Source organism: Kutzneria buriramensis, from assembly GCF_003387475.1.
Lineage (GTDB): Bacteria > Actinomycetota > Actinomycetes > Mycobacteriales > Pseudonocardiaceae > Kutzneria > Kutzneria buriramensis.
The window spans coordinates 175,042-200,911 of the sequence record NZ_QUNO01000015.1 but is presented as its reverse complement, the minus strand read 5'-3'; the positions used below and the strand labels follow the sequence as shown (position 1 = coordinate 200,911).

General features: G+C 70.7%; 23 protein-coding genes. 16 read left to right on the top strand and 7 right to left on the bottom strand.

Features of this window, described 5'->3' with window-relative positions:
- Positions 1-22 precede the first annotated feature (22 nt).
- Both BCF44_RS37880 and BCF44_RS37875 read right to left on the bottom strand, forming a co-directional pair.
- Entirely contained in the window at positions 23-604 is a 582-nt protein-coding gene (locus BCF44_RS37880) for a hypothetical protein (protein WP_211353399.1), read from the bottom strand.
- A 27-nt stretch (positions 605-631) separates the two neighbouring features.
- A complete protein-coding gene (locus BCF44_RS37875; protein WP_116179304.1) occupies positions 632-1,774 on the bottom strand; it encodes an amidohydrolase family protein in 1,143 nt (380 codons plus the stop codon).
- A 77-nt stretch (positions 1,775-1,851) separates the two neighbouring features.
- Here BCF44_RS37875 and BCF44_RS37870 point away from each other — a divergent pair, with 77 nt between their 5' ends.
- Both BCF44_RS37870 and BCF44_RS37865 read left to right on the top strand, forming a co-directional pair.
- Positions 1,852-2,346 carry a MarR family winged helix-turn-helix transcriptional regulator gene (locus tag BCF44_RS37870; RefSeq protein WP_116179303.1) on the top strand — a complete coding sequence of 165 codons (495 nt, stop codon included), beginning with the start codon at positions 1,852-1,854 and terminating at the stop codon, positions 2,344-2,346.
- Positions 2,347-2,386: 40 nt separating this feature from the next.
- On the top strand, positions 2,387-4,897 hold the full coding sequence (locus BCF44_RS37865; protein WP_116179302.1) for a DEAD/DEAH box helicase: 2,511 nt from the start codon (positions 2,387-2,389) through the stop codon (positions 4,895-4,897).
- Positions 4,898-5,040: 143 nt separating this feature from the next.
- Here BCF44_RS37865 and BCF44_RS37860 read toward each other — a convergent pair whose 3' ends face one another.
- On the bottom strand, positions 5,041-5,355 hold the full coding sequence (locus tag BCF44_RS37860; protein WP_147328780.1) for a hypothetical protein: 315 nt from the start codon (positions 5,353-5,355) through the stop codon (positions 5,041-5,043).
- A 146-nt stretch (positions 5,356-5,501) separates the two neighbouring features.
- On the opposite strand from BCF44_RS37860, the gene BCF44_RS37855 reads away from it, so the two are divergent.
- From BCF44_RS37855 to BCF44_RS37845, 3 genes are read left to right on the top strand one after another with little or no spacing between them, the layout of a single operon-like run.
- The gene (locus BCF44_RS37855; RefSeq protein ID WP_147328779.1) at positions 5,502-5,969 is read left to right on the top strand and encodes a MarR family winged helix-turn-helix transcriptional regulator; all 468 of its coding nucleotides are present in this window, start codon (positions 5,502-5,504) and stop codon (positions 5,967-5,969) included.
- The gene (locus tag BCF44_RS37850) at positions 5,966-7,774 is read left to right on the top strand and encodes an ABC transporter ATP-binding protein (RefSeq protein WP_116179430.1); all 1,809 of its coding nucleotides are present in this window, start codon (positions 5,966-5,968) and stop codon (positions 7,772-7,774) included. The genes BCF44_RS37855 and BCF44_RS37850 overlap by 4 nt, the downstream gene beginning before the upstream one ends.
- Positions 7,771-9,687 (top strand): ABC transporter ATP-binding protein, encoded by a 1,917-nt coding sequence (locus BCF44_RS37845; RefSeq protein WP_116179299.1) that lies wholly within the window; start codon positions 7,771-7,773, stop codon positions 9,685-9,687. The genes BCF44_RS37850 and BCF44_RS37845 overlap by 4 nt, the downstream gene beginning before the upstream one ends.
- A gap of 138 nt (positions 9,688-9,825) precedes the next feature.
- On the opposite strand, the gene BCF44_RS37840 is transcribed toward BCF44_RS37845, so the two are convergent.
- Entirely contained in the window at positions 9,826-10,545 is a 720-nt protein-coding gene (locus BCF44_RS37840; RefSeq protein WP_246016036.1) for a leucine-rich repeat domain-containing protein, read from the bottom strand.
- Between the two features lie 183 nt (positions 10,546-10,728).
- On the opposite strand from BCF44_RS37840, the gene BCF44_RS37835 reads away from it, so the two are divergent.
- From BCF44_RS37835 to BCF44_RS37785, 11 genes are all read left to right on the top strand, one after another.
- Positions 10,729-11,487 carry a dienelactone hydrolase family protein gene (locus BCF44_RS37835; RefSeq protein WP_116179298.1) on the top strand — a complete coding sequence of 253 codons (759 nt, stop codon included), beginning with the start codon at positions 10,729-10,731 and terminating at the stop codon, positions 11,485-11,487.
- Between the two features lie 164 nt (positions 11,488-11,651).
- Positions 11,652-13,379, top strand: a complete 1,728-nt coding sequence (locus tag BCF44_RS56930) for a serine/threonine-protein kinase (RefSeq protein ID WP_211353398.1) — start codon at positions 11,652-11,654, stop codon at positions 13,377-13,379.
- A gap of 76 nt (positions 13,380-13,455) precedes the next feature.
- Complete coding sequence (locus BCF44_RS37825) at positions 13,456-13,959, top strand: DoxX family protein (protein ID WP_246016035.1); 504 nt, start codon at positions 13,456-13,458, stop codon at positions 13,957-13,959.
- Between the two features lie 26 nt (positions 13,960-13,985).
- Complete coding sequence (malQ, locus tag BCF44_RS37820) at positions 13,986-15,860, top strand: 4-alpha-glucanotransferase (protein WP_116179296.1); 1,875 nt, start codon at positions 13,986-13,988, stop codon at positions 15,858-15,860.
- Between the two features lie 113 nt (positions 15,861-15,973).
- Positions 15,974-16,765: an esterase/lipase family protein gene (locus BCF44_RS37815; protein WP_147328778.1), complete on the top strand. Its 792-nt coding sequence runs from the start codon at positions 15,974-15,976 to the stop codon at positions 16,763-16,765.
- The gene (locus BCF44_RS37810) at positions 16,762-17,688 is read left to right on the top strand and encodes an alpha/beta fold hydrolase (RefSeq protein ID WP_116179294.1); all 927 of its coding nucleotides are present in this window, start codon (positions 16,762-16,764) and stop codon (positions 17,686-17,688) included. Before BCF44_RS37815 ends, BCF44_RS37810 begins: the two co-directional genes overlap by 4 nt.
- A gap of 7 nt (positions 17,689-17,695) precedes the next feature.
- On the top strand, positions 17,696-19,129 hold the full coding sequence (locus tag BCF44_RS37805; protein ID WP_116179293.1) for a WS/DGAT/MGAT family O-acyltransferase: 1,434 nt from the start codon (positions 17,696-17,698) through the stop codon (positions 19,127-19,129).
- A gap of 149 nt (positions 19,130-19,278) precedes the next feature.
- Positions 19,279-20,403, top strand: a complete 1,125-nt coding sequence (locus tag BCF44_RS37800; RefSeq protein WP_379799016.1) for a Gfo/Idh/MocA family protein — start codon at positions 19,279-19,281, stop codon at positions 20,401-20,403.
- Entirely contained in the window at positions 20,400-21,428 is a 1,029-nt protein-coding gene (locus tag BCF44_RS37795) for a dihydrodipicolinate synthase family protein (protein ID WP_211353397.1), read from the top strand. The genes BCF44_RS37800 and BCF44_RS37795 overlap by 4 nt, the downstream gene beginning before the upstream one ends.
- Positions 21,425-22,255: a sugar phosphate isomerase/epimerase family protein gene (locus BCF44_RS37790; RefSeq protein ID WP_342775690.1), complete on the top strand. Its 831-nt coding sequence runs from the start codon at positions 21,425-21,427 to the stop codon at positions 22,253-22,255. Before BCF44_RS37795 ends, BCF44_RS37790 begins: the two co-directional genes overlap by 4 nt.
- A gap of 24 nt (positions 22,256-22,279) precedes the next feature.
- Complete coding sequence (locus BCF44_RS37785) at positions 22,280-23,308, top strand: LacI family DNA-binding transcriptional regulator (protein ID WP_116179289.1); 1,029 nt, start codon at positions 22,280-22,282, stop codon at positions 23,306-23,308.
- Here the strand turns inward: BCF44_RS37785 and BCF44_RS37780 are convergent.
- The 3 genes from BCF44_RS37780 to BCF44_RS37770 form a co-directional block, all read right to left on the bottom strand.
- On the bottom strand, positions 23,250-24,386 hold the full coding sequence (locus BCF44_RS37780; protein ID WP_116179288.1) for a low temperature requirement protein A: 1,137 nt from the start codon (positions 24,384-24,386) through the stop codon (positions 23,250-23,252). The two genes, BCF44_RS37785 and BCF44_RS37780, sit on opposite strands and share 59 nt — an antisense overlap.
- Before the next feature lie 84 nt (positions 24,387-24,470).
- Positions 24,471-25,049: a LysE family translocator gene (locus BCF44_RS37775; RefSeq protein WP_116179287.1), complete on the bottom strand. Its 579-nt coding sequence runs from the start codon at positions 25,047-25,049 to the stop codon at positions 24,471-24,473.
- Positions 25,046-25,777, bottom strand: coding sequence for a metallophosphoesterase (locus tag BCF44_RS37770; RefSeq protein ID WP_116179286.1), 732 nt, complete (start codon positions 25,775-25,777; stop codon positions 25,046-25,048). Before BCF44_RS37770 ends, BCF44_RS37775 begins: the two co-directional genes overlap by 4 nt.
- Positions 25,778-25,870 lie beyond the last annotated feature (93 nt).

Genomic DNA, 25,870 nt, shown 5'->3' with positions numbered 1-25,870 from the left:
CCCTCGCGGCGGTCCGTTGGCGCTACCGCGCCCACCGTCTCATCGCCGGCGCGGTCCCGACGAGGCACTCGATGTCCGCCGGGAAGCCCGCGAGGGCGTACGCCGTCAGGCGCAGGTTCCCTTCTAGGCACACCAGTTCGTCCCGCCTCTCGCCGACCAGGATCAGCGGCGGAAACCCGCTTCTGGCGTCGGCCGCCTCCAGGAACGGTTCGTTGGGCACCTCGAACGCCCTCAGCCCAGCCCTGATCCGTTTCGCCGCGTCTGTCGGCCGGCGACTGCCACCCGACAGTTCGATCCAGTACGAGTAGTCGATGTAGCGCACGCCGCTGGCCTCTTCGTTCGACAACAGCGCCCTGATCCACGTGACGCCCGTCGGGAAGTTCTCGAACAGGTCGCGGTTCTCCCCGTATCCCCGCGTCGCCGCCAGCAGAGCGCGCCGCGCCCGGTTCGCCCCCTCATCGGCGAGGTCCGGCCGCGCCAGCAACCGTTCCTCCCCTACCGCCAGGTGGGATCGCAGCTTCGGCCCGAACCGCCGGCTCGCCAGCTCCCCGCGCAGGAAACAGGCGACCATCTCGTCCTCGCTGCTCGCACCCAGCACCCGCATGCCCGTCATCCTAGGAATGCCGGCGATCTACCCCAGCACCTGCCGCGCCACCCCGGCAACCGCCGCCCGCAGCCCCGCGAGGTCGTGATCCACCAACTCACCGCCCCGCTTCACCACGCGCCCATCCACCAACACCGTGTGAACGTCCCCCACCCCACCCGTCGCCACGATCCCGCCGGCGACCATCTCCGACGACAGGTGTCCGAACCCCGACAGCAACACCACATCCGCGCGCCTCCCCACCTCCAGCGAGCCCGTCACCGCACCGAGCCCGATCGCCCGAGCCCCGTCCGCGCTCGCCGCCCGCAACAGAGAACCCGCCTCCAACTCCGCACCCCGCAACCGTTCCAGCCACAACGCGGCCCGCATCTGCTCGAACATGTCCGCCGACGAATTGATCACCACATCGACCCCCAGCGCCGGCGCGCCCCCGGCCGCCAGGAACCGGCCGTAGACCGCCGGCCCATGCCCCATCATCGACTCGACCGCCGGCGTCACGGTCAGCCCGCAACCGGCATCGGCCAGCATCTTCAACTCGTCGTCCGCACACACGTTGCCGTGCACGAAATGCAGATCCGGCCCCAGCAACCCGGCGTCGTACAGCCGCGCAACCGGCCCGGCAGACGTCACATGCATCGTGGTCGGCAACCCCAACCCCCGCGCAACCTCGATGTCCCGGGCATTGTCCTCAAGGGGCAGGCTCGGCCCGAACGACGCGACCGCCCCGGTGACGAGCCCGGCGGGCGAGAACCCGCCGGCCTCATCCACCCCAACACCGAGAACCGCCCGGATCCCGGACTCAACCAGCGCCTCGACCTCCACCGAGGCCGCGCCGAAGTGGCCCCAGTCGACCACGGTCGTCACACCGGCGTTCAACGCCTCCACCGCACCCAGCAGCACCGCCGCACGAACGTCGTCCGGCGACAGCGAAGCCATCCGCGGCAGCACATCGGCCAGGAACGCCCCCAGCGTCAGGTCCGCTCCGGTCCCCCGCATCGGCGCCTGCACGAGATGCCGATGGGTGTCCACAAACCCGGGCAGCACAACCAGACCCGAGGCGTCGATCACCGAATCCCCGGAGAACGACCCCACCCCCGCGATCGCCCCGTCCGAGATCAGCACGTCGGCCACCCCGACCCCGACCACATGCCCGCCCTTGATCACCAGCACCGCGGAACTCCTCTCACTTGAAAGCTTTCACAAAAGCTATATCGAAAGCTTTTCGGACGCAAGCTACCCTGAGTGACATGCGGGACGTGGTCGACGGCATCCTGGACTCCTGGCGCGGCCAGCTGCCCGAGATCGCCGGCATCGAGCTGGAGCTGAGCAAGCGCGCGGGCCGCCTGCACACGCTGCTGTCCAACGCCACCACCGCCCAGCTGTCCCGGTTCGGCCTCACCAAGGCGGAGTACGACGTGCTGGCGGTGCTGCGCGCCAGCGGCGAGCCGTTCCGGCTGCGCCCCACCGACCTCGCCGCCCGCCTGCTGCTCTCCTCGGGCGGCACCAGCAACGTGCTCCGCAGGCTCACGACCGAGGGCCTGATCACCCGCGAGGCCGACCCGTCCGACGCCCGCAGCACCTGGGTCCAGCTCACGAAACACGGTGTCGACACCGCCGAAGCCGCGGTCCTGGCCAGCACCGAGGCCCAACGCGCGCTGCTCAAGGACGTGCCGCCGAAGACCGCACGGGCCGCCGCCGACGTGCTCCGAGACCTGCTGCTGGCGCTCGGCGACCGCCCCTGATTCGCATCCGACCCGACCGACAGGGCACGATCAAACCACCATGACGCTCACCGACCAGCTGCCCGGCGACAACGACCCGGACGCACTCTACGAAGCCTTCTCCGCCTGGGCCGACGGGCAGGGCCTGTCCCTGTACCCGCACCAGCAGGAGGCGCTGATCGAGGTCGTCTCCGGCTCGAACGTCATCCTCAGCACCCCGACCGGCTCCGGCAAGAGCCTGGTCGCCGCCGGCGCGCACTTCGCCGCACTGGCCAACGGCGTGCGGACGTTCTACACGGCGCCGATCAAGGCGCTGGTGTCGGAGAAGTTCTTCGCGCTGTGCGAGACCTTCGGCGCGGACAAGGTCGGCATGCTCACCGGCGACGCCAGCGTCAACGAGACCGCGCCGATCATCTGCTGCACGGCGGAGATCCTCGCCAACATCGCGCTGCGCGACGGCGCCGACGCCGACGTCGGCCAGGTCGTGATGGACGAGTTCCACTTCTACTCCGAGCCGGACCGCGGCTGGGCCTGGCAGGTGCCCCTGCTGGAGCTGCCGAGGGCGCAGTTCGTGCTGATGTCGGCCACGCTCGGCGACGTCACCCGGTTCGAGAAGGACCTGACCCGCCGCACCGGCCGCGCCACCGCGGTGGTCAAGAACGCCGAACGGCCGGTGCCGCTGCACTTCAGCTACGTGCTGACGCCGCTCCAGGAGACGCTGGAGGAGCTGCTCCAGACCAAGCAGGCGCCGGTCTACGTCGTGCACTTCACCCAGGCCGCGGCGATCGAGCGCGCGCAGGCGCTGATGAGCATCAACGTGTCGACCCGCGCCGAGAAGGACGCGATCGCCGAGCTGATCGGCCGGTTCCGGTTCAGCTCCGGGTTCGGCAAGACGCTGTCCCGGCTGGTCCGGCACGGCATCGGCGTGCACCACGCCGGCATGCTGCCCAAGTACCGCCGGCTGGTGGAACGCCTGGCCCAGGCCGGCCTGCTGAAGATCATCTGCGGCACGGACACCCTCGGCGTCGGCATCAACGTGCCGATCCGGACCGTGCTGTTCACGGCCCTGTCCAAGTACGACGGGGTGCGCACCCGCCACCTCAAGGCCCGCGAGTTCCACCAGATCGCCGGCCGGGCCGGCCGCGCCGGCTACGACACCGTCGGCATGGTGGTCGTGCAGGCGCCCGAACACGTCGTGGAGAACGAGAAGGCGCTGGCGAAGGCCGGCGACGACCCGAAGAAGCGGCGCAAGGTGGTGCGCAAGAAGCCGCCGGAGGGCTTCGTGTCCTGGGGCGAGGCGACGTTCACCCGCCTGGTCGAGGCCGAGCCGGAGCCGCTGACCTCCAGCTTCCAGGTCAGCCACTCCATGCTGCTCAACGTGATCGGCCGGCCCGGCGACGCGTTCCAGGCGATGCGGCACCTGCTGGAGGACAACCACGAGGACCGCAAGTCGCAGATCCGCCTGATCCGGCGGGCCATCGCGATGTACCGGGCGCTGCTGGCGGCCGGCGTCGTGGAGAAGCTGGACGAGCCCGACGAGCAGGGCCGCACCATCCGGATCACCGTCGACCTCCAGCTGGACTTCGCGCTCAACCAGCCGCTGTCGCCGCTGGCCCTGGCCTCGGTGGACCTGCTGGACCGCGACTCCCCCACGTACGCGCTGGACGTGGTGTCGATCATCGAGGCGACCCTGGACGACCCCCGCCAGGTGCTGTCCGCGCAGCAGTTCAAGGCGCGCGGCGAGGCCGTGAACGCGATGAAGGCCGACGGCATCGAGTACGACGAGCGGATGGCGCTGCTGGAGGACGTCACCTACCCGAAGCCGCTGGAGGAGCTGCTGCTCGCCGCGTACGACGCGTACCGGCGCGGCCATCCCTGGGTGCTCGACCACCACCTGTCGCCCAAGGCGGTGGTCCGCGACATGTTCGAGCGGGCCATGACCTTCACCGAGTACGTCGGCTTCTACCAGCTGGCCCGGTCCGAGGGCCTGGTGCTGCGGTACCTGGCCGACGCGTTCAAGGCGCTGCGCCAGACCGTGCCCGACGAGGCCAAGACCGAGGAGCTCACCGACCTGGTGGAGTGGCTCGGGGAACTGGTCCGGCAGGTCGACTCCAGCCTCATCGACGAGTGGGAGAAGCTGGCCAACCCCGAGGACGAGCTGGTCGCGAAGCCCCTGGACGAGCGGCCACCGGCCGTCACCACCAACGAGCGGGCGTTCCGGGTGCTGGTGCGCAACGCCATGTTCCGACGGGTGGAGCTGGCGGCGCTGCGCCGCTACTACGACCTGGGCGAGCTGGACGCCGAGTACGGCTGGGACGCGCAGTCCTGGCAGGAGGCGATGGAGCCGTACTTCGAGGAGTACGACCGGCTCGGCACCGGGCCGAACGCGCGCGGGCCGCAGCTGATCCAGATCGAGAAGGAACCGGAGCGCTGGCTGGTCCGGCAGGTGTTCGACGACCCCGAAGGCGACCACGACTGGGGCATCACCGCCGAGGTCGACCTGCTCGGCTCCGACGAGTCCGGCACGGCGGCGATCACGGTGACCGATGTCGGCCCTCTGACGACGGCCTGACCACCGACCTCCGACATCGGCCCCGTCCCGAACACCTCCTGACGTCCGCCTGTAGCTCGGACGTCCACCTGAAGGAGGCTCCGGCGCCCACCCGACGCGTCGGAACCTCCTTCAGGGCGCTCCCGACCGACCCTCCCGACCGGTCAGGAGATCGCGGCGTCGACCCGGCGCTCGATGAGCTCGAGCACGCGCTCCGGGTCGAGCCCCGGTTGGACGGCGGCCAATGCCTTGACCGCCTCCAGGGCGGCGGTGGCCATCGCCTCGGCCCGGCCGGCCCGGACGGTCGACCGCACCAGCCACTCCGGGAAGGAGTAGGTCTCCTGGCTGGTCGGGTCGCTCGGGTCGTGCTCCGGGTTGACCAGGCGCCAGCCGTTCAGCGCGCTGATCATCGTGGCCGGCAGGGCCTGGACCGATTCGTCGAGTCCCGCCACGGCCCGCGCCACGTCGTGCGATGCCATCCTTCGCCCTCTTTCCCCTCACCCCGTGTTGTGCCCAGTCCCCCCGGGCACGGCAATGGTGCTGCCTCACGCGTGGTCACGACATCCGGGAAACCCCGTACATCCGGAAGTAGGGATGTAGACTCAGTATTTGATACCCTGAATATGTGACACCCGAAGCAGTCGAACCGGGCATGGTGCTGGCCCGCCTGGCCAGGGTCGCCGAGCGCGCCCTGCTGAGCGTGGAGCTGACACTGCCGCAGTACCGGATGCTGTCGGTGCTGACGAAGGCGAGCCCGGCGACGCCGTCGAAGGTGGCGTGGATGCTGTCGGTCAAGCCGGCCACCGTCACCGCGGTGATGGACGGCCTGGTCGCGGGCGGGTACGTCCGGCGCGAGCCGGATCCGACCGACCGGCGCAAGGTCACGCACGTGGTCACCGAAGCGGGCCGGCACCTGCTGGCCGCGGCGAACGACGCGATCCGCGGGCACCTGGCCGGGCTGGCCGCGTTCCTCGACGAGGAGCAGGCCGGGCAGGCCATGGCGGCGCTGTCGCTGTGGCACGAGGCGCTGGGGCGCGCGAGACAAGCCGAATGGGCCGCCCGCGAGGGCGCGCAGAGGGGGGAATGCAGGTGAGCAAGACCTATCCGCCGCCGACCGCCGCGATCGATCCCGATCCGGACCGGTCCTGGCTGCGACGGGCGTGGCCGCTGGTCCAGGCGCACAAGTGGATGTTCGGCACCGCACTGACCTGCTCGGCGGTCAGCCTGCTGGTGGCCGTGCAGGTGCCGAAGCTGATCCAGGACTCGCTGGACAACTCCATCGTCACCCACCGGGAGCCGCTGTCGGGGTACCTGTGGTGGCTGGTCGGGCTGACGGCCGTCATGCTGGTCGCCGGGTTCTTCGCGCGGCAACTGCTGTTCCGCACCGCGTACAAGATCGAGTACGACCTGCGCAACATCATGTACGAGCACCTGACCGGGCTGTCGTTCCCGTTCTACGACCGGGTGCAGACCGGGCAGCTGATCTCCCGCGCCAACTCCGACATCCGCTCGGTGCAGATGTACCTGGCGTTCGCGCCGTTCATGCTGGTGCAGTGCGGCATCTCGCTGGTGTCGTTCGCGTACATGCTGGCCATCAACGTGCCGCTGGCGATCGTGGCGATGCTGCCGATGCCGCTGGTGTTCCTGACCAGCCGGCGCATGCAGCGGTCGATGTTCCCGGTGTCGTGGCTGATCCAGGCCCGGCTGGCGGACGTCGCGACCGTGGTGGACGAGAACATCAACGGCGTCCGCGTGGTCAAGTCGTTCGCGGCCGAACGGCGCCAGCTGTCGCTGCTCCAGAAGGCCGCGGTCAAGGTTCGGTGGGCGTACGTCAAGGACGCCGACCTGCGGGCGCGGTGGACGCCGGCGGTGCAGAACCTGCCCCGCGTCGGCATGGCGATCGTGCTGCTGTTCGGCGGATACCTTGCCATTCAAGGGAGTCTGGGCGTCGGCGCGATCCTGGCGTTCAACTCCTACCTGCTGATGCTCCAGGTGCCGTTCCAGATGCTCGGCATGCTGATCATGATGGGCCAGCGGGCGTCGGCCTCGGCCAAGCGCCTGTACGAGGTGCTGGACGAGCAGCCGGAGATCGTGGACGCCCCGGACGCGGTGGAGCTCACCGAGGCGCAGGGCGACGTCGAGTTCCGGGACGTCCGGTTCGGCTACGGCGACGGACCCGATGTGCTGGAAGGGTTCTCGCTGCGGCTGGACAGCGGCGAGACGGTGGCGCTGGTCGGCCGGACCGGCAGCGGAAAGTCCACTGTGGCCAGGCTGCTGCCGCGTTTCTACGACGTGCGCGAGGGTTCCGTCACGATCGACGGGCACGACGTTCGGTCGCTGACGCTGCACAGCCTCCGCGACGACGTCGGCATCGTGTTGGACGAGCCGTTCCTGTTCTCGGCGTCCGTGCGGGACAACATCGCCTACGGGCGGCCGGACGCGGACATCACCGACATCGAGCGGGTGGCCCGGCTGGCCGGGGCGCACGAGTTCATCACCGAGCTGTCCGAGGGCTACGACACGGTGATCGGCGAGCGCGGCTACACGCTGTCCGGCGGGCAGCGGCAGCGCATCGCGATCGCCCGGACGCTGCTGGTCAATCCGCCGGTACTGGTGCTCGACGACGCCACCAGCGCCATCGACGTCCAGGTGGAGCAGGAGATCCACGCCGGGCTGCGCACGCTGTTCGCCGGCCGGACGACGTTGATCATCGCGCACCGGCTGTCCACGATCAGCCTGGCCGACCGGGTGGTGCTGCTGGACGGCGGGCGGATCGTCGCCGACGGCACGCACGCGGAACTGCTGGAGAGCACGCCGCTCTACGCCGAGGTGCTGGCGCAGGCGGACGAATTCTCCAAAGAAATTGACACAGCGGAACTGGGGGGTGTGGCGCGATGACGTTTCCCGGAGGAGGTGGCGGCGGCCCGTTCGGCGCCGCGCGGGGCGGCGCGGCCGGGCTGCCGTTCGCGGGTGTCCCGCCGGAGATGCAGGCCGGCGTGGACAAGCTGGTCAAGACCGAGCCGGAGCACCCCGAGCCCGAGGTCGTGTTCGACCACGGCCGGCCCGATCCCGACGGCGCCCGCCTGAGCCTGCGGCGGCTGGTGCGGCCGTACCTGGGCATGACGCTGCTGGCCGGCGTGCTGGTGGTCGTCGAGGCGCTGTCGTTGCAGGCCGGGCCGAAGCTCACCCAGCTCGGCATCGACAACGGCATCATCGCCAAGAACTACGGCGTGCTGGTGCTGGTCGCGGCGGTGTACCTGGCCAGCCTGCTGATCACCGGGTTCGCGCAGGCGGCGCGGGTGAAGGTGACCGGCCGGATCGCGGCGTGGGTCATGAACGACCTGCGGGTGCGGGTGTTCACCCAGTTGCAGCGGCTGTCGCTGGACTACTACACCGGCGAGAAGGCCGGCGTGATCATGACCCGGATGACCAGCGACATCGAGAACCTGCAACAGCTTCTCCAGGACGGCCTGGTGCAGTTCGCCATCCAGGGCCTGACCATGGTCGTGGTGACGGTGGTGCTGTTCACCTTCGACGTGCGGCTGGCGCTGATCACCGTGGTGCTGGTGGTGCCGATCCTGACCGTGATGTCGCTGTGGTTCCACCGCGCGTCCAGCAAGGGCTACGTGCGGGTGCGGGACGCCATCGCCAACGTGCTCGCCGACCTCTCCGAGAGCCTCCAGGGTGTTCGCATCGTCACCGCGCACAACCGGCAGCGGCACAACACCAAGCACCACCGGCAGGTCACCGGCGAGTACTACGAGACGAATGTCCAAACCGGACGGATCAACTCGATCTACGGACCAGGGACCCAGGTCGTCGGCGTCGCCGGGCAGCTCGCGCTGCTGGCGATCGGCGCCGGCATGGTCGCCGACGGGCAGTTGACCATCGGCGAGCTGGTGGCGTTCCTGCTCTACCTGGGGGCGTTCTTCCAGCCCATCCAGCAGCTGGTGCAGCTGTACAGCACGTACCAGCAGGGGCAGTCGTCCATCACCAAGCTGAAGGCGTTGCTGGGCATGGCTCCCGACGTGCGCGAGGGCGCCCAGGCCGTCGACCTGCCGCCGGTCGAGGGCGAGATCACCTTCGCCGACGTCACCTTCGGCTACCTTCCCGGCAATCCGGTGATCTCCGATGTGTCGCTGGACATCCGCGCCGGCGAGACCGTGGCGTTCGTCGGGCCCACCGGGGCCGGCAAGTCGACGCTGGCCAAGCTGGTCACCCGGTTCTACGACCCGACCGCCGGCCGGGTGCTCATCGACGGGCACGATCTGCGGGACGTGCGGATCGAGTCGCTGCGGCGACAGCTCGGCGTCGTGCCGCAGGAGCCCTTCCTGTTCGCCGGGCCGCTCCGGGACAACATCCGGTTCGCCAGCCCCGACGCGTCCGACGACCAGGTGTGGGAGGCGCTGCGGGCCGTCGGCCTCGTCGAGGTGGTGGAGCGGATGCCGCAGGGGCTCGACACCGTCGTCCAGGAGCGGGGCCAGTCCCTCTCCTCCGGCGAACGGCAGCTGGTCGCCCTGGCCCGCGCTTTCCTGGCCCAGCCCCGGGTCCTGGTGCTGGACGAGGCGACGTCCAATCTGGACCTCCAGTCCGAGACCAAGATCGAGGACGCGCTGGACGTGCTGTTGGAGGGCCGGACCGCGATCCTCATCGCGCACCGGCTGTCCACCGCCATGAAGGCCGACCGGATCGTGGTCGTCGACGAGGGCCGGATCGTCGAGGTCGGGTCGCACGACGAACTCGTTGCGGCGGGCGGGAAGTACACCCAGATGTACGCCACCTGGACCAGCCAGACCGTCGACGCCCACTGATGAACCCCCGCGAGTCGCGCTCACGGACACACCGAAATGCGGCGTCAGGCAGAAACGAGCCTGAGGTCTCAGATCTGCCTGAGAACGTGTTTCGGCGTGAAGCTGGGCGTGACTCGCGGAGGTTCCGGTGTGACGGGTCTAATCGTCGTCGGCGTAGTCGGCTCGGGGTTGCTTCACGGTCAGGCCGCCGGTGTGCGGCAGCGGCACGTGTTCCTCCGGCGGCGTCGGCAATGCTTCGACGCATGTCGTCGAGCACGCGTTCACCAGCAGCGGCAGCACATCGGTCGCCACCCGCAACGAGATCCACACCTGGTGGACCCGCTCGATCGGGCCGTCGCACACGCTGCACGCGGCGGTCACGTGCTCGGTGCCGTCCAACTCGGGGAACGGTGGTCTGATCTTGAAGTTCCCGTACAGCGATCTCGTGCTCACCGTGCTTCTGACCAGGTTCGGGCAACGCGTGATCTCGTACGGGAACCAGTGCAGCCGGTGTGAGGTGTACGGGACGAACTCCACCAGGCCGGCCATCGCCCCGATCGCCGGCGGCACCGAGACCAGGTTGCTGCGGTAGATGGTCAACTTTCGCACCGCCGTCAGCTTGGCGATGGTCGGCGGCAGCGTGATCACCTGCCGGCGCTGCTCCGGGGTCATCTGCCGTAGCGGAGCGAACTCGGTCCGGCCGTCCGCGGCGGCTTCATCGATGAGCGCCAGCAGCCGGAGCCAGCCTTCCGCCTCGGTGTCCTGGCGCTCCCGGTGGAACCGCACCTTCCTCGGCGGCCGCACGTCACCCTGGTAGAAGCACTCGCAACGGTCCATCACCGACGTCATCGCCGCCCCCCATGGCTTGTTGGCGGTCATTGTGCCGAAAGGATTGGACAGGACCGACCTCGGCCCGCTAGCGTTCCGGCCGCCGTGAACCACTCAGGGAGGTGAGACCCATGTACGCAGGACACAGGTGGGTGCTCCCCCTCATCGTCGCGGCCGGGGGTATGGCGTAAAGGTCGCCGGGAGCGCCTAAGCCCTCCCGAAAGGCGATGCGCCATGAACACCTTGCGCTTCACCACCCAGACGTCGTCGAACGGCGTCCGCGAACGCGATTTCACCGTCGGCGACGTTCCCGGCGTGCTCTGGTCCCCCGAATCCGGCCCCGATCACGCGCCGGTCGTGCTGATGGGTCACGGCGGCGGTCTGCACAAGAAAACCCCCGCGCTCAAGGCCCGTGCCGTCGAGGCCGTCACCACTTGGGGCTTCACGGTCGTCGCCATCGACGCCCCCGGTCACGGCGAACGCCCACGTTCTCCCGAAGACGACCAAGCCCGCGACGACATGCGCCAAGCCATGACAACCGGCGACGTCAAGGGTTTCAAGTCGGTCAGCATCGACTACACCCTTTCCCTGGCCGAACGTGCCGTGCCGGAATGGCGGGCGACCCTCGATGCCCTCCAGCACCTGCCGGAGATCGGCGCCGAAACGCCGATCGCCTACGGTGGCGGCATTTCCATGGGCACCGCCATCGGCATGCCCCTCACCGCGACGGACCCCCGGATCAGCGCCGCGATCTTCGGCGGCGGATTCTTCGTGTACCCCGAACTGCTCGAAGCCGCTCGGCGGATCACCGTCCCCATTCAGTTCCTGCTGCCGTGGGACGACGAGTACGTCGACCGCAGCGACACGCTCGGCCTGTTCGACGCCTTCGCCTCCACCGAGAAGACGTTGCACGCCAAACCCGGCGACCACCGCCGGATCCGCTGGACCGGCGTGGACCAGGAATTCCTCCCCCGCCACCTCGGCGTGATCTGACCCTGCGGAGCACCTGGGGGTACTCGGAATCGCCCCTTGGGGCAATTCCGGGTACGCCCGACAAACCGTTCGGAGTAGGCAAAATCGGATGCCCTACACTGCGGCCGTCCGTACGCTGGCGCCACTCGTGATGATGGCTGACAAACGGTTTGTGGTGTGTCCTGATGAGACAGATCGGCGATGGCCGCTACGTGCCGGTGCGCGAACTCGGGCGCGGCGGCATGGGTGTGGTGTGGCTGGCGGAGGATCGCCTGCTGGGGCGCGAGGTCGCGGTCAAGGAGCTGACCGTCTCGGGCAGCCCGGAACGTGTCGTGCGGGAGGCGCGGACGGCGAGCCGGCTGCGGGATCCGGGCGTGGTCACGGTGTACGACCTGCTGATGGACGGCGGCCAGACCTACATCGTGATGGAGTTCGTCGACGCGCCGACGCTGGCCGACCTGGTCGGGCGGGACGGGCCGATGTCGGCGTCGCGGGCGGCCCGGCTGGGCGGGGAGCTGCTGTCGGCGCTGGAGGCGGCGCACGAGGCGGGGATCGTCCACCGGGATGTCAAGCCCGGCAACGTCATGGTGCCGCCGAAGGGCACGGCCAAGCTGACGGACTTCGGCATCGCGCAGTCCTTCGAGGACCCGCGGCTGACGTCCACCGGCGTGCTGATCGGCTCCCCGCCGTACATGTCGCCGGAGCGCCTGTCCGGCGGCGAGCCGGCGGCGGCCTGGGACCTGTGGGCCCTCGGCGCGACCCTGTTCTTCGCGGTCGAGGGCTACGACGCGTACCAGCGCGCGACGAACACCGCGACCATGCTCGCGGTGTTGAACGAACGTGCCGAGGTCACGCAGTGCCGGGGCCCGCTGGCCGAGGTGATCACGGGCCTGATGGAGCCGGATCCGGCGCAGCGGCTGACCGCCGCGGCGGCGCGTCGGCTCCTCGACCAGGCCGCCGGAACGACCCGCCCGAAGCCGACCGCCGCGTTACCCGACCCGGGCAACCCGAGGCCAACGGCCGTCGCCGCCGAGCCGGGCCAGCCGAACCCGACGGCGGTCTACACGTCAGACCCCAGCCAACCGAAACCGACCGCGATCTACATGTCCGAGCCTGGCCAGCCGAACCCGACCGCCGGCTACGAACCGGGCTCCTTCACGCCCGATCCGAGCCAACCGAACCCGTTCGCCCCCGGCTCGAACCCCTTCGCACCGGGCGCGGACCCGTACGCCAATCACCCCCACCGCGAGCGGGTCATGGCGCAGCAGGCGCAGGCGATGGCCCGGTTCCGCCGCCTGCGGACGTTGACCAGGATCGCCATGGTCGCGGGCGTGGTCATCATGGTGGCCGCGCTCGTGCCGGTGATCATGAGCGCCATCGACATGAACGCCGCGTTCAACCAGCCGATCATCACGCCCGGCGCGACCACGCCGAACGCCACCGCGACGACCACCACCCGCACCACGACGCCGGCGGTCATCGCGGCGATGCAGCAGCCGATCCTGACCTACGGCGCGGGCGGCGACATCACCTCCGACACGGTCCCTTCCCGCAACGCGGCCTGTTACGCCTGGACCCCGACCAAGGGGAAACCGGCGCCGAAGACCTTCGACTACGTCGACTGCGACGCGCCGCACGGGGTGCAGTCCATCGACTACGGCATCATCACGCCGGAGGCGGACGCCCCGTACCCGACGCCGGAGCAGATGACCTCGCGGGCGGTGGCGCTGTGCACCAAGCAGTTCCTGTCGCGGGTAACCGTCGCCGACAAGGAGCGGTCGCTGCGCTACTGGGTGCTGGTGCCGTCGCCGGCGGCCTGGTCCTCGCCGGAGCACGCCTTCGGGGAGCGGTCGTACTGGTGCGTCGCCGGCAAGGCCGACGGCACCGATCTGACCCGGTCCATCGAGGAATAGATGTGCCCGAAACGCGCATTCGGTGTGTCCGACAGCGCGACTCGCGGGGATGGCTAGGGTGTCCGGGGTGACGAGCATGTCCCGTTGGTCGGACGAGAACGGTGGCCTGGACTTCGGGCTGCTGGCGCTGCGGCTGCTGGTGGCGGTGGTGATGGGGGCGCACGGGCTGATGCAGGTGTTCGGCCTGTTCGGCGGCCCGGGCATGGCGAAGTTCGGCTCGCTGCTCCAGGGCTACGGGTTCACCCGCAACATCGAGTTCCTGACCTGGCTGACCGGGGTCACCGAGGTGGCCGGCTCGGCGCTGCTGGTGATCGGCCTGTTCACGCCGCTGGCGGCGGCCGGCCTGCTGGGCGTGGGCATCAGCGCGGTGCGGGCCAAGTGGGCCGGCGGCTTCTCCGACGGCGCCGGCTTCGAGCTGGAGCTGACGCTGACGGTGATCGCCTTCGCGCTGCTGCTGACCGGCCCCGGCTGGTACGCGCTGGACCGGCACACGGCGTGGCGGCGCAAGCCGCTGGGCTTCGCGATCGGCGGGATAATCCTGGCCGCAGGCGGGGCGGTGGCGGTCGCGTCGCTCTTCTGACGGCGAAGCCCGACAGAATGGGCCCCATGGATGATCAGCTGGTAGAGCTGGCCGACGCCCACGGGGTCGCCACCTGGTACGAGGGCAGCGAGCGCCGCCGCATCGACGTCGAGCCGGACGTGGTGGTGGCGGTGCTGGCCAAGCTCGGTGTCGCGGCGGACTCGCCGGCGGCGATCAGCCAGGCCCTGGCCGAGGTTCGCGCCGACGACCTGCCGCCGACGATCGTGCTGCGCACCGGCCGGACCCGGAAGCTGCCGGCGCAGGCGACCGTCCGCACCGAGGACGGCGACACCCTCGACATCGGCGACGAGATCCCGGGCGACCTGCCGCTGGGCTGGCACACGCTGATCGCCGACGGCCGCGAGATCACACTGGTCGTCGCCCCGGCGAGCCTGCCGGAGCCGCCGCGGACCTGGGGCTGGGCGCTCCAGATGTACGCGATGCACTCGCGGGACTCCTGGGGCGTGGGCGACCTCGCCGACCTCAGCGACTTCGTCACCTGGTCGAGGGACACCGGGGCGGGGGTCGTGTTGCTGAACCCGATGCACGCGGTGGCGCCCGTGCACCCGGTCCAGCCCTCCCCCTACTCCCCCTCCAGCCGCCGCCACACCAACCCCGTCTACCTGCGGGTCACCGCCACGAATGCGTACCTCGACGCGGACGACGCCACGAAGGCGGCCGTGGACGCGCTCCGGCCGGACCGGACGACCGAGCTCATCGACTACGACCAGGTCTGGGACGCCAAGATCGCGGCGCTGGAGCTGCTGAAGCCGGAGACCATCCGGGAGGGTGACGACTTCGCCCTGTACTGCGCCCTCGCCGAGGTGCACGGCGCGGACTACCGCGAGTGGCCCGAGGAGCTGCGCCATCCCGACAACCCTGCGGTCCGCGAGCAGGCCGACCCGGCCCGGGTGTCCTTCCACGCCTGGCTCCAGGAGCTCTGCGACGAGCAGCTGGCAACCGCGCGCCGGGCGGCCGAGGACATGACCATCGGCATCGTGCACGACCTCCCGGTCGGCGTCGATCCGGGCGGCGCGGACGCCTGGGCGTTGCAGGACGTCCTCGCCCCGGGCGTGACGGTCGGCGCGCCGCCGGACGCGTTCAACCAGCAGGGCCAGAACTGGTCGCTGCCGCCGTGGCAGCCGCGCAAGCTGGCCGAGGCCGGCTACCAGCCGTACCGACGGCTGCTCCAGGCGGTGTTCCGGCACTCGCACGGCCTGCGCATCGACCACATCGCCGGCCTGTGGCGGCTGTGGTGGATCCCGTCGGGCGACGCCCGCCGGGGCACCTACGTCCGCTACGACGCCGAGGCGATGACCGGCATCCTCGCCCTGGAGGCGCACCGCGCCGGGGCGGCGGTGATCGGCGAGGACCTCGGCACGGTCGAACCCGTTGTCACGGAAACGTTGCACGCCAACAACATGCTGTCCTCGGCGGTGCTCTGGTTCGAACGGGACGAGCACGGCAACCTGCGCCCGCCGCAGGACTGGCCGGAGCGGGCGACGGCGAGCGTCAGCACCCACGACCTGCCGACGGCGGCCGGATTCCTCCGCAGCGAGCACGTGCGGGTCCGGGCCGAGCTGGGTGTCCTCGCCGATGACGTGGACGCCGAGTACGCCAACGCCGCCAAGGAGCGCCGCGAGCTGCTGGAGATGCTGAACCTCGACGAGTCCGCCGCCGAGGAGGACGTGATCGTCGCGATGCACGCGCTGCTCGCCGGCACCCCCTGCCGGCTGGTGCTGGCGTCCCCGTACGACGTGATCGGCGAGACCCGTCAGCCCAATCTGCCGGGCACCGTCGACGAGTACCCCAACTGGCGGATCCCGTTCCCGGTCGATCTCGCGGCGTTCACGGCCGACCCCCGTGTGTCACGGGCCGTGAGCACGATGCGCGATCGCTGACCCCACATCTGCCCTGCATTAGTTGCCCGGGATCCCCAGTTCTGTTGATTGTTACCGGTACCGGTCCATACCATGCGGAGTTAACACAATGTAACAACGGCGAAGGGGCGGCCATGTCTGTTGCCCAGCAAGCAGTTCCGCGGCCCCCGGCGGTCCACCGCCCGTCGTTGCACTGGTTCCTGAGCGAACCGGTGCGCGGGGCGATGACGTTCGGCGCGCTCCCCTTCGCCATCCCGGTGCTGCGCCGCGCGCCGCGAGGCGACGGCCACGGCGTGCTCCTGTTGCCCGGCCTGCTGGCCGACGACGCGAGCAACCAGCCGCTGCGCCGGTACCTCGCCGCGCTCGGCTACGCCACCCGCGGCTGGGGCCTCGGCCGCAACATCGGCCCGACCGACGCCGTGCTCGACGGCATGCCGCTGCTGCTGCGGCGGCTGGCCGCCGAGACCGGCGGCCCGGTGTCGGTGATCGGCTGGAGCCTCGGCGGCATCTATGCCCGTGAACTCGCCCGCGACCACCCGGAGCTGGTACGCCAGGTGATCACCATGGGCAGCCCGTTCGCGCTGGTCGACCCGCGGCAGAGCCGGGCGGAATCCGCTTTCCGCCGCGGCTCCCGCAAGCATGCGAGCCCCGAGCGGGTGCCCGGCCGCGAGCGGCTCGGCCTGCCGATTCCGGTGCCCTCCACCGCGATCTACTCCCGCTGCGACGGCATCGTCGACTGGCGGGCGTGCATGCAGACACCCGGCGCCGACCGGGAGAACATCGAGGTCACCTGCGGTCATCTCGGCTTCGGCGTGGACCCGGCGACGCTGTGGTCCATCGCCGACCGCCTGGCCCAGCCGGTCGAACGCTGGCGGCCGTTCCGGCCGACCGGCTGGGCGCGCGCCTTCTACCCGGCCGCGCGATGAAGGCGGCGCCGTGGACGTTCGCCGAGCCGTGGGGCGCGAGCGGCTGGGTCAGCGACCTCGGCGGCCCGGTGCACTGGATCGACTTCGGCGGCGAGGGCGACGGCGCACCGATCGTGTTCGTGCACGGGCTCGGCGGCTCGCACCTGAACTGGGCGCTGGTCGGCACGGCGCTGGCCAAGGGCCGCCGGGCGGTGGCGCTGGACCTGCGCGGCTTCGGCATGACGCCGGGCGCCCCGCGCAGCACGTCGATCCGGTCCAACGTGAGCCTGGTCGACGCCTTCATACGGGAAGTCGTCGGCGGGCCGGCGGTGCTCGTCGGCAACTCGATGGGCGGCGTGATCTCCGTGCTGCAGGCGCACAACAGCCCGCACAGCGTCGCCGGCCTGGTGCTGGTCGACCCCGCGCTGCCGCCGGCGACGATCCGCCCGGACCTGCGGGTGGCGGCCATGTTCATGACGTACATGACGCCCGGCATCGGCGAGCTGTACATGCGGTTCGCGCAGAACCGGCTGTCCTCGCGGCAACTGGTGCGGCGCATGAACGAGCTCTGCTTCGCGGATCCGAGCCGGCTCGACCCGAAGCTGATGGACGCCTCGGTCGCGCTGACCGACCAGCGCCGCGAGATCCCGCGCAAGGAGGAGTCCTTCCTGGGCGCGACCCGTTCGCTCATGCGGTTCCTGGCGCGGCCGGACCGCTACCGCGACATCATGGCGGGCCTCAAACCACCGGTGCTGCTGATCAGCGGCGACGCCGACCGACTCGTGCCGATCACCCTCGCCCGCGCCGTCGCCAAGGCCAATCCTCACTGGGACACGGCGTTCATGACCGATGTCGGCCACACGCCACAGCTGGAAACACCCGCGGCGGTCGTCAACGCCGTGACGGACTGGCTCGCCCGGACCCCGACCACCGCCGGAAAGTGAGGGTGTCATGCAGCAACTCACCGGACTCGACGCCGCCTTCCTCGCCCTGGAGACGACCAACTCGACCGGCCACGTCGGCGGTGTCTGCCTGCTCGACCCGGCCGACGCCCCGAAGCCGCTGGACCTGGCGTTGCTCACGGACACGCTGGCCCAGCGGCTGCCGCTGGTGCCGGTGCTGCGCCGCAAGCTGCTGGAGGTGCCGCTCGGGCTGGACCAGCCGTACTGGATCGACGACCCCGACTTCGACATCGAGTACCACATCCGCGAGGTCGGGCTGCCGACGCCGGGATCGCAGGCGCAGCTGACCGAGCAGCTGGCCCGGCTGCACGCCCGCCCGCTGGACCGGCGGCGGCCGCTGTGGGAGATGTACCTGATCAGCGGGCTGGCCGACGGCATGGTCGCCGTCTACACCAAGGTGCACCACGCGGCGATCGACGGCGTGTCCGGCGCCGAGCTGCTGACCGTGCTGCTCGACCTGTCGCCCGAGGGCCGGAAGCTGCCGCCCGCCGAGGACTTCGTCGCCGCCAAGCCGCCCGGCTCGCTGACGCTGATGGCCCGGGCCGCCGCCCGGCTGGCCTGGCGGCCGGTGCAGACCGTGCAGCTGGCCGGCGAGTTCGTGAAGAAGGTGCCGTCGATGGCGCCGCTGGTGAGCCCGTTCATCGGCGAGATCCTCGGGCTCAACCGGGGCGACGGCAGCGTCATCCCGACCACGCTGGGCCTGGCGCCGAGCACCCCGTTCAACAAGAAGATCACCCCGCACCGCCGGGTCGCGTTCCGCAGCGTCAGCCTGGCCGACGTCAAGACGGTCAAGAACGCCTTCGGCACCTCGGTCAACGACGTCGTGATGGCGATGTGCGCCGGGGCGCTGCGGCACTGGCTGATCGACCACGACGCGCTGCCGGCGAGCGCGCTGAACGCGATGATCCCGGTGTCGGTGCGGGACGAGGCGGCCAAGGGCAAGCTGGGCAACCGGGTGTCGGCGATGCTGGCCGCGCTGCCGACCAATCTGGACGACCCGGAGCAGCGGCTGGCCGTGGTGCACGAGGCGACGAAGATCGCCAAGGCGCAGCAGGCGGTCATCCCCCAGGGCCTGGTCGACGACATCTCCGACTTCGCGCCGCCGGCGCTGACCGCCCGCGCCGCGCGGGTCGTGTTCGCCACCGGCATGATGCACCGGCTGCCGCCGTTCAACATCACCATCTCCAACGTGCCCGGGCCGAACGTGCCGGTGTACCTGGCCGGGGCGCGGATGCTGGCGCAGTACCCGCTGTCGGTGATCCTCGACGGGCAGGGGCTCAACATCACCCTGGTCGGCTACCTCGGCCAGCTGCACTTCGGCCTGGTCGCGTGCCGCGAGCTGGTGCCGGACATCGACACCCTGGCGGGGTATCTGATCGACGAGCTGAACCTGCTGCTGAAGGCGGCCGCCGCGAAGGGGTGAGCGCTTCTCAAGGCCGCCTGCCGCCGTTTCCGAGGTCGCGGGCGGGTGCTCTTTGTTGACACCCCCTCTCCCAGCTCCTAGCCTCCGATAGAAAGGCTTTTCTACCAGCTGGGAGGTGTGCGGTGGCGCGGAGGACCGTCGGCGTGGCGATGAACGGGGTGACCGGGCGGATGGGCTACAACCAGCATCTGCTCCGCTCCGTGCTGGCCATCCGCCAGCAGGGCGGCGTCGCCGTCGCCGACGGCACGGTGATCTGGCCGGAACCGGTGCTCATCGGCCGCAACGAGGACCGGATCCGGGCCATCGCCGAGCGCCACGGCATCGAGCGCTGGACCACGGACGTGGGCAAGGCGCTGGCCGAACCGGACGTCGAGGTCTACTTCGACGCCCAGGTGACCTCCGCCCGGCGCGAGGGCGTGCTCGCGGCGATCGCCGCCGGCAAGCACGTCTACTGCGAGAAGCCGACCGCCGAGTCGCTGGAGGACGCCCTCGACCTGGCCCGGACCGCGGCGACCGCCGGCGTGAAAACCGGTGTGGTGCAGGACAAACTGTTCCTGCCGGGCCTGCGCAAGCTGAAGCGCCTGATGGACGGCGGCTTCTTCGGGCGGGTGCTGTCCGTGCGCGGCGAGTTCGGCTACTGGGTGTTCGAGGGCGACTGGCAGCCGGCGCAGCGCCCGTCCTGGAACTACCGCGCCGAGGACGGCGGCGGCATCGTGCTCGACATGTTCTGCCACTGGCAGTACGTGTTGCGGGACATCTTCGGCCCCGTCCGCTCCGTGCAAGCGCTTACCGCGACCCACATCCCCGAACGGGTCGACGAGCACGGCAACGCCTACGCCGCCACCGCCGACGACGCCGCGTACGGGATTTTCGAGCTGGACGGCGGAATCGTGGCGCAGATCAACTCCTCCTGGGCCACACGCGTCAACCGGGACGAGCTCGTCGAGTTCCATGTGGACGGAACCGAGGGCAGCGCCGTGGCCGGGCTGCGGCACTGCCGCGTGCAGCACCGGTCGATCACGCCGAAGGCGGTGTGGAACCCGGATCTCCCGTCGCCGGTGGACTTCCGCGCGCAGTGGCAGGAGGTCCCGGACAACACCGAGTTCGACAACGGCTTCAAGGAGCAGTGGGAGTTGTTCTTGCGGCACGTGGTGCTGGACGAACCGTGGCAGTGGGACCTTCTCGCCGGCGCGCGGGGCGTGCAGCTGGCGGAGTTGGGCCTGCGGTCGGCGGCCGAGGGCCGGCGCGTCGAGGTGCCGGAGCTGACGCTGTGAGCAGCCGGACGTTCTTCGCCGCCGCGCACGTCGTCGCCGACCCCGACGACAACAACAAGGTCGACTGGGACAGCACGCTGGCGTTCCGCCGACACCTGTGGCGACTGGGCTTCGGCGTCGCCGAGGCGATGGACACCGCGCAGCGCGGCATGGGCCTGGACTGGACGACCGCGGCCGAGTTGATCCGGCGCAGCGCCGCCGAGGCGTGCGGGGAGGGCGGCGTGATCGCCGCCGGCGCGGGCACCGACCAGCTGACCGGCGAGGTCGTCAAACTGGACCAGGTCATCGACGCGTACACCGAGCAGCTGGCGGTGGTGGAGGCCGCGGGCGCGCAGCCGATCCTGATGGCCAGCCGGCACATGGCGGCGCTGGCACAGGACGCCGACGACTACCGCGAGGTGTACGGACGGCTGCTGTCGCAGCTGTGGGACAAGGCGATCCTGCACTGGCTCGGCCCCATGTTCGACCCGGCGCTGACCGGGTACTGGGGCAGCGAGGACCTGGACGAGGCCACCGAGACGTTACTGTCGGTGATCGAGGCCAACGCCGACCGCATCGACGGCGTGAAGATCTCGCTGCTGGACGCCAAGCGCGAGATCGCCCTGCGCCGACGGCTGCCGGCGGGCGTGCGCTGCTACACCGGCGACGACTTCAACTACCCGCGGCTGATCGCCGGCGACGAGCACGGTCACAGCGACGCGCTGCTGGGCGTCTTCGATCCCCTCGCGGTCGTCGCCAAGCAGGCGCTGGATCGGCTGGACGCCGGCGACACCGAGGGGTTCCTGGCGCGGTTGGAGCCGACGGTTCCGTTGGCGCGGCACGTGTTCGAGGCCCCGACCCGGTACTACAAGACCGGCGTGGTGTTCCTGGCCTGGCTGGCCGGCCACCAGGACCACTTCAGCATGATCGGCGGGCTGGAGACGGCGCGTTCCCGCGAGCACCTGCTCCGATGCTACGAACTGGCCGCCGAGCTGGACCTGTTCGCCGATCCGGAGCTCGCCGCGAGTCGGGCGGCCCTGCTGTGAGCGACCTGGCGCGGCTGTCCATCAACTCCGAGACGATCAAGCAGTGGTCGCTGGAGGAGCTGGTCGCCGGGTGCGTCGAGGCCGGTGTGCCGGGCATCGCGCCGTGGCGGGAGCCGGTTCAGGAGTACGGCGTGGAGCGCGCCGCATGGCTGATCCGGGACGCCGGGCTGACCGTGACCAGCCTGTGCCGGGGCGGCTTCTACACAGCGGCCGAGCCCGTCCAGCGACGTGCCGCGCTGGACGACAACCTGCGGGCCATCGACGAGGCGGCGGCGCTGAACTGCCCGGTGCTCGTGCTGGTCAGCGGCGGTCTCGGAGCCGACGACCGGGACCTGGTGGGCGCGCGGCGGCGGGTCGCGGACGCGCTGGCGGAGCTCGCGCCGTATGCCGGCGAACGGGGCGTGCAGCTGGCGATCGAGCCGCTGCACCCGATGTACTGCTCCGACCGCTGCGTGGTCTCGACGCTGGCGCAGGCACTGGACCTCGCCGAGCCGTTCCCGGCCGAGCAGGTGGGCGTCGTGGTCGACACGTACCACTCCTGGTGGGACCCGGAGCTGGACGTCCAGGTGCGGCGGGCCGGCGAGACCGGGCGGCTGGCGCTGTTCCAGGTGGCGGACTGGGTCACGCCGCTGCCCGAAGGCGTACTGCTGGGGCGTGGCCAGCTCGGCGACGGCCACGTGCCGCTGCGCGAGATCCGCGAGCTGGTGGATTCCACCGGCCACGACGGGCCCGTGGAGGTGGAAATCTTCAACCCCGCGCTGTGGGCTCGCAACGGGGCCGAGGTGCTGACCGAGGTCATCCAGCGCTACCGTGATCACCTGGTCTAACAGGACGAAAACCCGGGAGTCCGCATGCCCGTCACGCTGGTCGAGGTGGCCGCCCGCGCCGGCGTGTCGCCGGCCACGGTGTCCCGCGTGCTCAACGGCAACTACCCGGTCGCGGAGAGCACGCGCCAGCGGGTGCAGCAGGCCGTCCGCGAGCTGGACTACGTGGTCAACGCGCACGCCCGGGCGCTGCTGCACAGCACCAGCGGCATCGTCGGCGTGGTCCTCAACGACGCCTCCGACCCGTTCTTCGCGGGCATCGCGCGGGGCATCCAGGGCGCGGCGGCGGAGACCAGCCGGCTGTCGGTCATCTGCAACTCCGAGGGCGACCCCGAGCAGGAGTTCGCGTTCCTGGAGCTGCTGCGCGGGCACCGGGCCGACGCGGTGATCCTGGTCGGCGCGGCCCCCGAGGACCCCGAGTACCTGGCCGAGGCCACCGCGCGGGCCAAGGGCATGCTCAGCCACGGCACCCGGCTGGTGCTGTGCGGGCGGCCCGCGCCCGGCGAGGACGCGCCCGGCGCCGTCGTGGAGATCGACAACGCCGGCGGGTCGGCGGCGATCACCCGGCACCTGCTCGACCTCGGCCACCGGCGCATCGCGTACATCACCGGCCCGGACGGCCGGACCACCACCACGTCCCGGCTGGCCGGCTTCCGGTCGGCGCTGGCCGAGGCCGGCGTCGAGCTCGCGCCGGACCTGGTGGTGCACGGGGACTTCAGCCGGGAGGCCGGGCGGGCGGGGGTCGAGCGGCTGCTCGCCGCCGACGCCGACTTCACGGCCGTGCTGGCGGCGAACGACCTGGTCGCGGCCGGCGCGGTGCACGCGCTGCGGGCGGCCGGGCGGCGGGTGCCGGACGACGTGTCCGTCGCCGGCTACGACGACCTGCCGACCGCCGTGGACGTGTGGCCGAACCTGACCACGGTGCACGTGCCGCTGGAGGAGATCGGGCGCAAGGCCGTGGAGCTGGCGTTCGGCCCGTCCGATCAGGACTCCGTCGTCACAGTGCCAACTGCTCTGGTTCCTCGGGAGTCGACGGCCGCGCCAGCAGCAGGCTGAGCACCACCAGCAGCACGACGACCACCGCGGTCGCCGGCACCGCCCACGGCGTCAGCGGCGTGAGCACGATCAGGACCACCGCCGCCAGATGCGCGGCGTCCAGGGCGTGTTCGTGGCGGGGCCGCACCTGCAGCGCCCAGGCGCCGAGCACGTAGACGGCGACCGGCACGGCGATGGCCCAGCCGATGTGGTCGTGCGCCTCGACGGCCTCCTCCAGGCCCGCGCCGACGGCCGCCGCCGAGGCGAACACCGCGAAGTGGCTGTAGCCCCAGATGAGCGAGGTCCGCAGCGAGGTCAGCAGGTAGTGGGCGGGGCGGTCGAAGTACAGCCACCACATGCCGAACACGATCAGCAGCCCGCTGGCGGCCAGCACGGCAAGGTCGCCGAACTTGGTGCCGGAGTCCAGGGCCGCCTGGGTGGCCGTGGTCGCGGCCAGCACCGACTCGCCCAGCACGATCAGCGTGAACAGGCTGTAGCGCTCCATGATGTGGTGCGGGTGCCAGCTGGTCGGCGTCGTGTGCTCCGCCCACGGCGGGATGGCCAGTTCCAGCAGGACGAACACGCCGAACATCCACACCGGCAACAGCGGCAGGCACACCCAGAGCAGCTGCACCCCGAAGATGCCGCCGGCGTAGCGCAGCGCCGTCCGCCGGCGCTCCGGGTCGGACCTGGCGGCACGCAGCCACTGGCTGACCATGGCCAGCCGCATCACGACGTAGCCGACGATCACGATCCGGAAGTCGTCGCCGAACGCCCTCGGCACGCCGGCCGCCATGATCAGCACGCCGGTGATCTGCACCAGCGTGGTCGCCCGGTAGACGCCGTCGTCGGTGTCGTAGGCGGTGGCGAACCAGGTGAAGTTCATCCACGCCCACCAGATGCCGAAGAAGATCATCACGTAGTGCAGCACCCCGTTGGCGGGGTGGGCGCTGCCCAGCGCGTGGTGCAGCTGCGCCGCCGCCTGCGAGACGGCGACGACGAAGCAGAGGTCGAAGAGCAGCTCGAGCGGGGTCGACACCCGGTGCACCTCGTGCATGCCCCGGGCCCGCATCGGCCGGTACCACGTAGTCACGGACATACTCTCGCTCACCGACACGATTCGGGCACCCTCACCCCCGCGAGTCGCGCGCTCGGGCACCCCGAATGTGCTTTTCGGACACGCTCAGGTGGTGGCGGCGCGGACGCCGAGCGCCACCAGGACGACCGACGTGACGCGGCGGGTCCACCGGCGGAAGGCGTCGGTGGTGGGGATCCGGCGCAGGACGAAGGCCCAGAGGGACAGCCAGGTGATCGCCAGCAGGGCGTGCGCGGTGACCAGCACGTAGATCTGGCCGGCGAGATTCTCTTGCGGGGCAACGAACTGAGGCACCAGGGTGAGGTAGATGGAGGCGGCCTTGGGGTTCAGCACGTTGGCCAGCAGCGCCCGCGTGTAGGTGGGGTCGGTGCGGGCCCTGGCGACGCGAGAGCCGGTGGCGAACCACGTCCACAAACCGAGGCCCACGAGGTACACGGCGCCGACGACCCGCACCACGGCGAAGGCCTCGCTGGATTCCATGACCAGCGCCGACAATCCCAACACGGCGAGCGTGGCGTGCACGTACAGCCCGGTCACGGTGCCGAGGATGACGGGCACGGCCCGTCGCCGGCCGCCCTGGATCAGCAGGGCGACGCTCGCGCCGGGCGTGGCCGTGATGGGAAAGACCGCCGCGAGGAACCCCAGCACGGCGTACGGATGGATCACGCGACCCGGAAGTGCGTGATGATCCGGGAGTCGTCGATCACGTGGAAGGCGACGCCCGGCGGCTGGTCCCAGTTGCGGATGTCGCCGCCCTCCCACGGCATGCGCAGCGCGTAGGTCACGGCCGGCGCGATGACGAGCGGCCGGCCGGCGAACGTCGAGGCGGCGGCGGTGTGGGCGTGCCCGGTGAGCACGGCGATCACCTGCGGATGCGCCGCCACCAGCGCCTCGAGCCGGTCCGGCGAGTGCAGCAGGATCTTGTCCAGGGACGGCTCGTGGATCCGAACCGGCGGGTGGTGAAGGGCGATCAGCGTCGGCGAGGGATCCCGCAGCTGCTCCTCCAGCCACGCGATGGTCTCGTCGTCGACGTAACCGTGTCCCTGGGCCGGCACGGTCCCGTCCACCAACAGGACGGTGACGCCGGCGACGCGGTGCCGGCGGTTGATCGGGCCGCCGACCGGTTCCTCGTCGAGCAACGCCTTGCGGTACGGCCCGCGCACGTCGTGGTTGCCCGGGCACGGCAGCACCGGCACCGACATGGTGGCGAACAGCCGCGCGGCCTCCTCGTATTCCGCCTCCGTCCCGTGGTCGGCGATGTCGCCGGTGACGAGCACCGCGTCCACCGGCCGGGCGAGCCCGTTCAGGTAGCCCACCACCCGCCGCGCGCGGTCGGTGGCACGTACGGTGCCGTCCAGATGTAGATCGCTGATCTGCGCGAACAGTGCCGTCATGCCATCCTCCTCCGTGCCCGACGCATTGTCCGTTGTGAACAATGTGGCGGGAGGTCTTGTTCGGACCCGTTTTTACCACCGTAGGTGCGCAGA

Coding starts and splice junctions, on each gene's coding strand:
- BCF44_RS37880 (WP_211353399.1), bottom strand. CDS start 604: ATGCGGGTGCTGGGTGCGAGCAGCGAGGACGAGATGGTCGCCTGTTTC.
- BCF44_RS37870 (WP_116179303.1), top strand. CDS start 1,852: ATGCGGGACGTGGTCGACGGCATCCTGGACTCCTGGCGCGGCCAGCTG.
- BCF44_RS37865 (WP_116179302.1), top strand. CDS start 2,387: ATGACGCTCACCGACCAGCTGCCCGGCGACAACGACCCGGACGCACTC.
- BCF44_RS37860 (WP_147328780.1), bottom strand. CDS start 5,355: ATGGCATCGCACGACGTGGCGCGGGCCGTGGCGGGACTCGACGAATCG.
- BCF44_RS37845 (WP_116179299.1), top strand. CDS start 7,771: ATGACGTTTCCCGGAGGAGGTGGCGGCGGCCCGTTCGGCGCCGCGCGG.
- BCF44_RS37840 (WP_246016036.1), bottom strand. CDS start 10,545: ATGACCGCCAACAAGCCATGGGGGGCGGCGATGACGTCGGTGATGGAC.
- BCF44_RS37835 (WP_116179298.1), top strand. CDS start 10,729: ATGAACACCTTGCGCTTCACCACCCAGACGTCGTCGAACGGCGTCCGC.
- BCF44_RS56930 (WP_211353398.1), top strand. CDS start 11,652: ATGAGACAGATCGGCGATGGCCGCTACGTGCCGGTGCGCGAACTCGGG.
- BCF44_RS37825 (WP_246016035.1), top strand. CDS start 13,456: ATGTCCCGTTGGTCGGACGAGAACGGTGGCCTGGACTTCGGGCTGCTG.
- malQ (WP_116179296.1), top strand. CDS start 13,986: ATGGATGATCAGCTGGTAGAGCTGGCCGACGCCCACGGGGTCGCCACC.
- BCF44_RS37815 (WP_147328778.1), top strand. CDS start 15,974: ATGTCTGTTGCCCAGCAAGCAGTTCCGCGGCCCCCGGCGGTCCACCGC.
- BCF44_RS37810 (WP_116179294.1), top strand. CDS start 16,762: ATGAAGGCGGCGCCGTGGACGTTCGCCGAGCCGTGGGGCGCGAGCGGC.
- BCF44_RS37805 (WP_116179293.1), top strand. CDS start 17,696: ATGCAGCAACTCACCGGACTCGACGCCGCCTTCCTCGCCCTGGAGACG.
- BCF44_RS37800 (WP_379799016.1), top strand. CDS start 19,279: ATGAACGGGGTGACCGGGCGGATGGGCTACAACCAGCATCTGCTCCGC.
- BCF44_RS37785 (WP_116179289.1), top strand. CDS start 22,280: ATGCCCGTCACGCTGGTCGAGGTGGCCGCCCGCGCCGGCGTGTCGCCG.
- BCF44_RS37780 (WP_116179288.1), bottom strand. CDS start 24,386: ATGTCCGTGACTACGTGGTACCGGCCGATGCGGGCCCGGGGCATGCAC.
- BCF44_RS37770 (WP_116179286.1), bottom strand. CDS start 25,777: ATGACGGCACTGTTCGCGCAGATCAGCGATCTACATCTGGACGGCACC.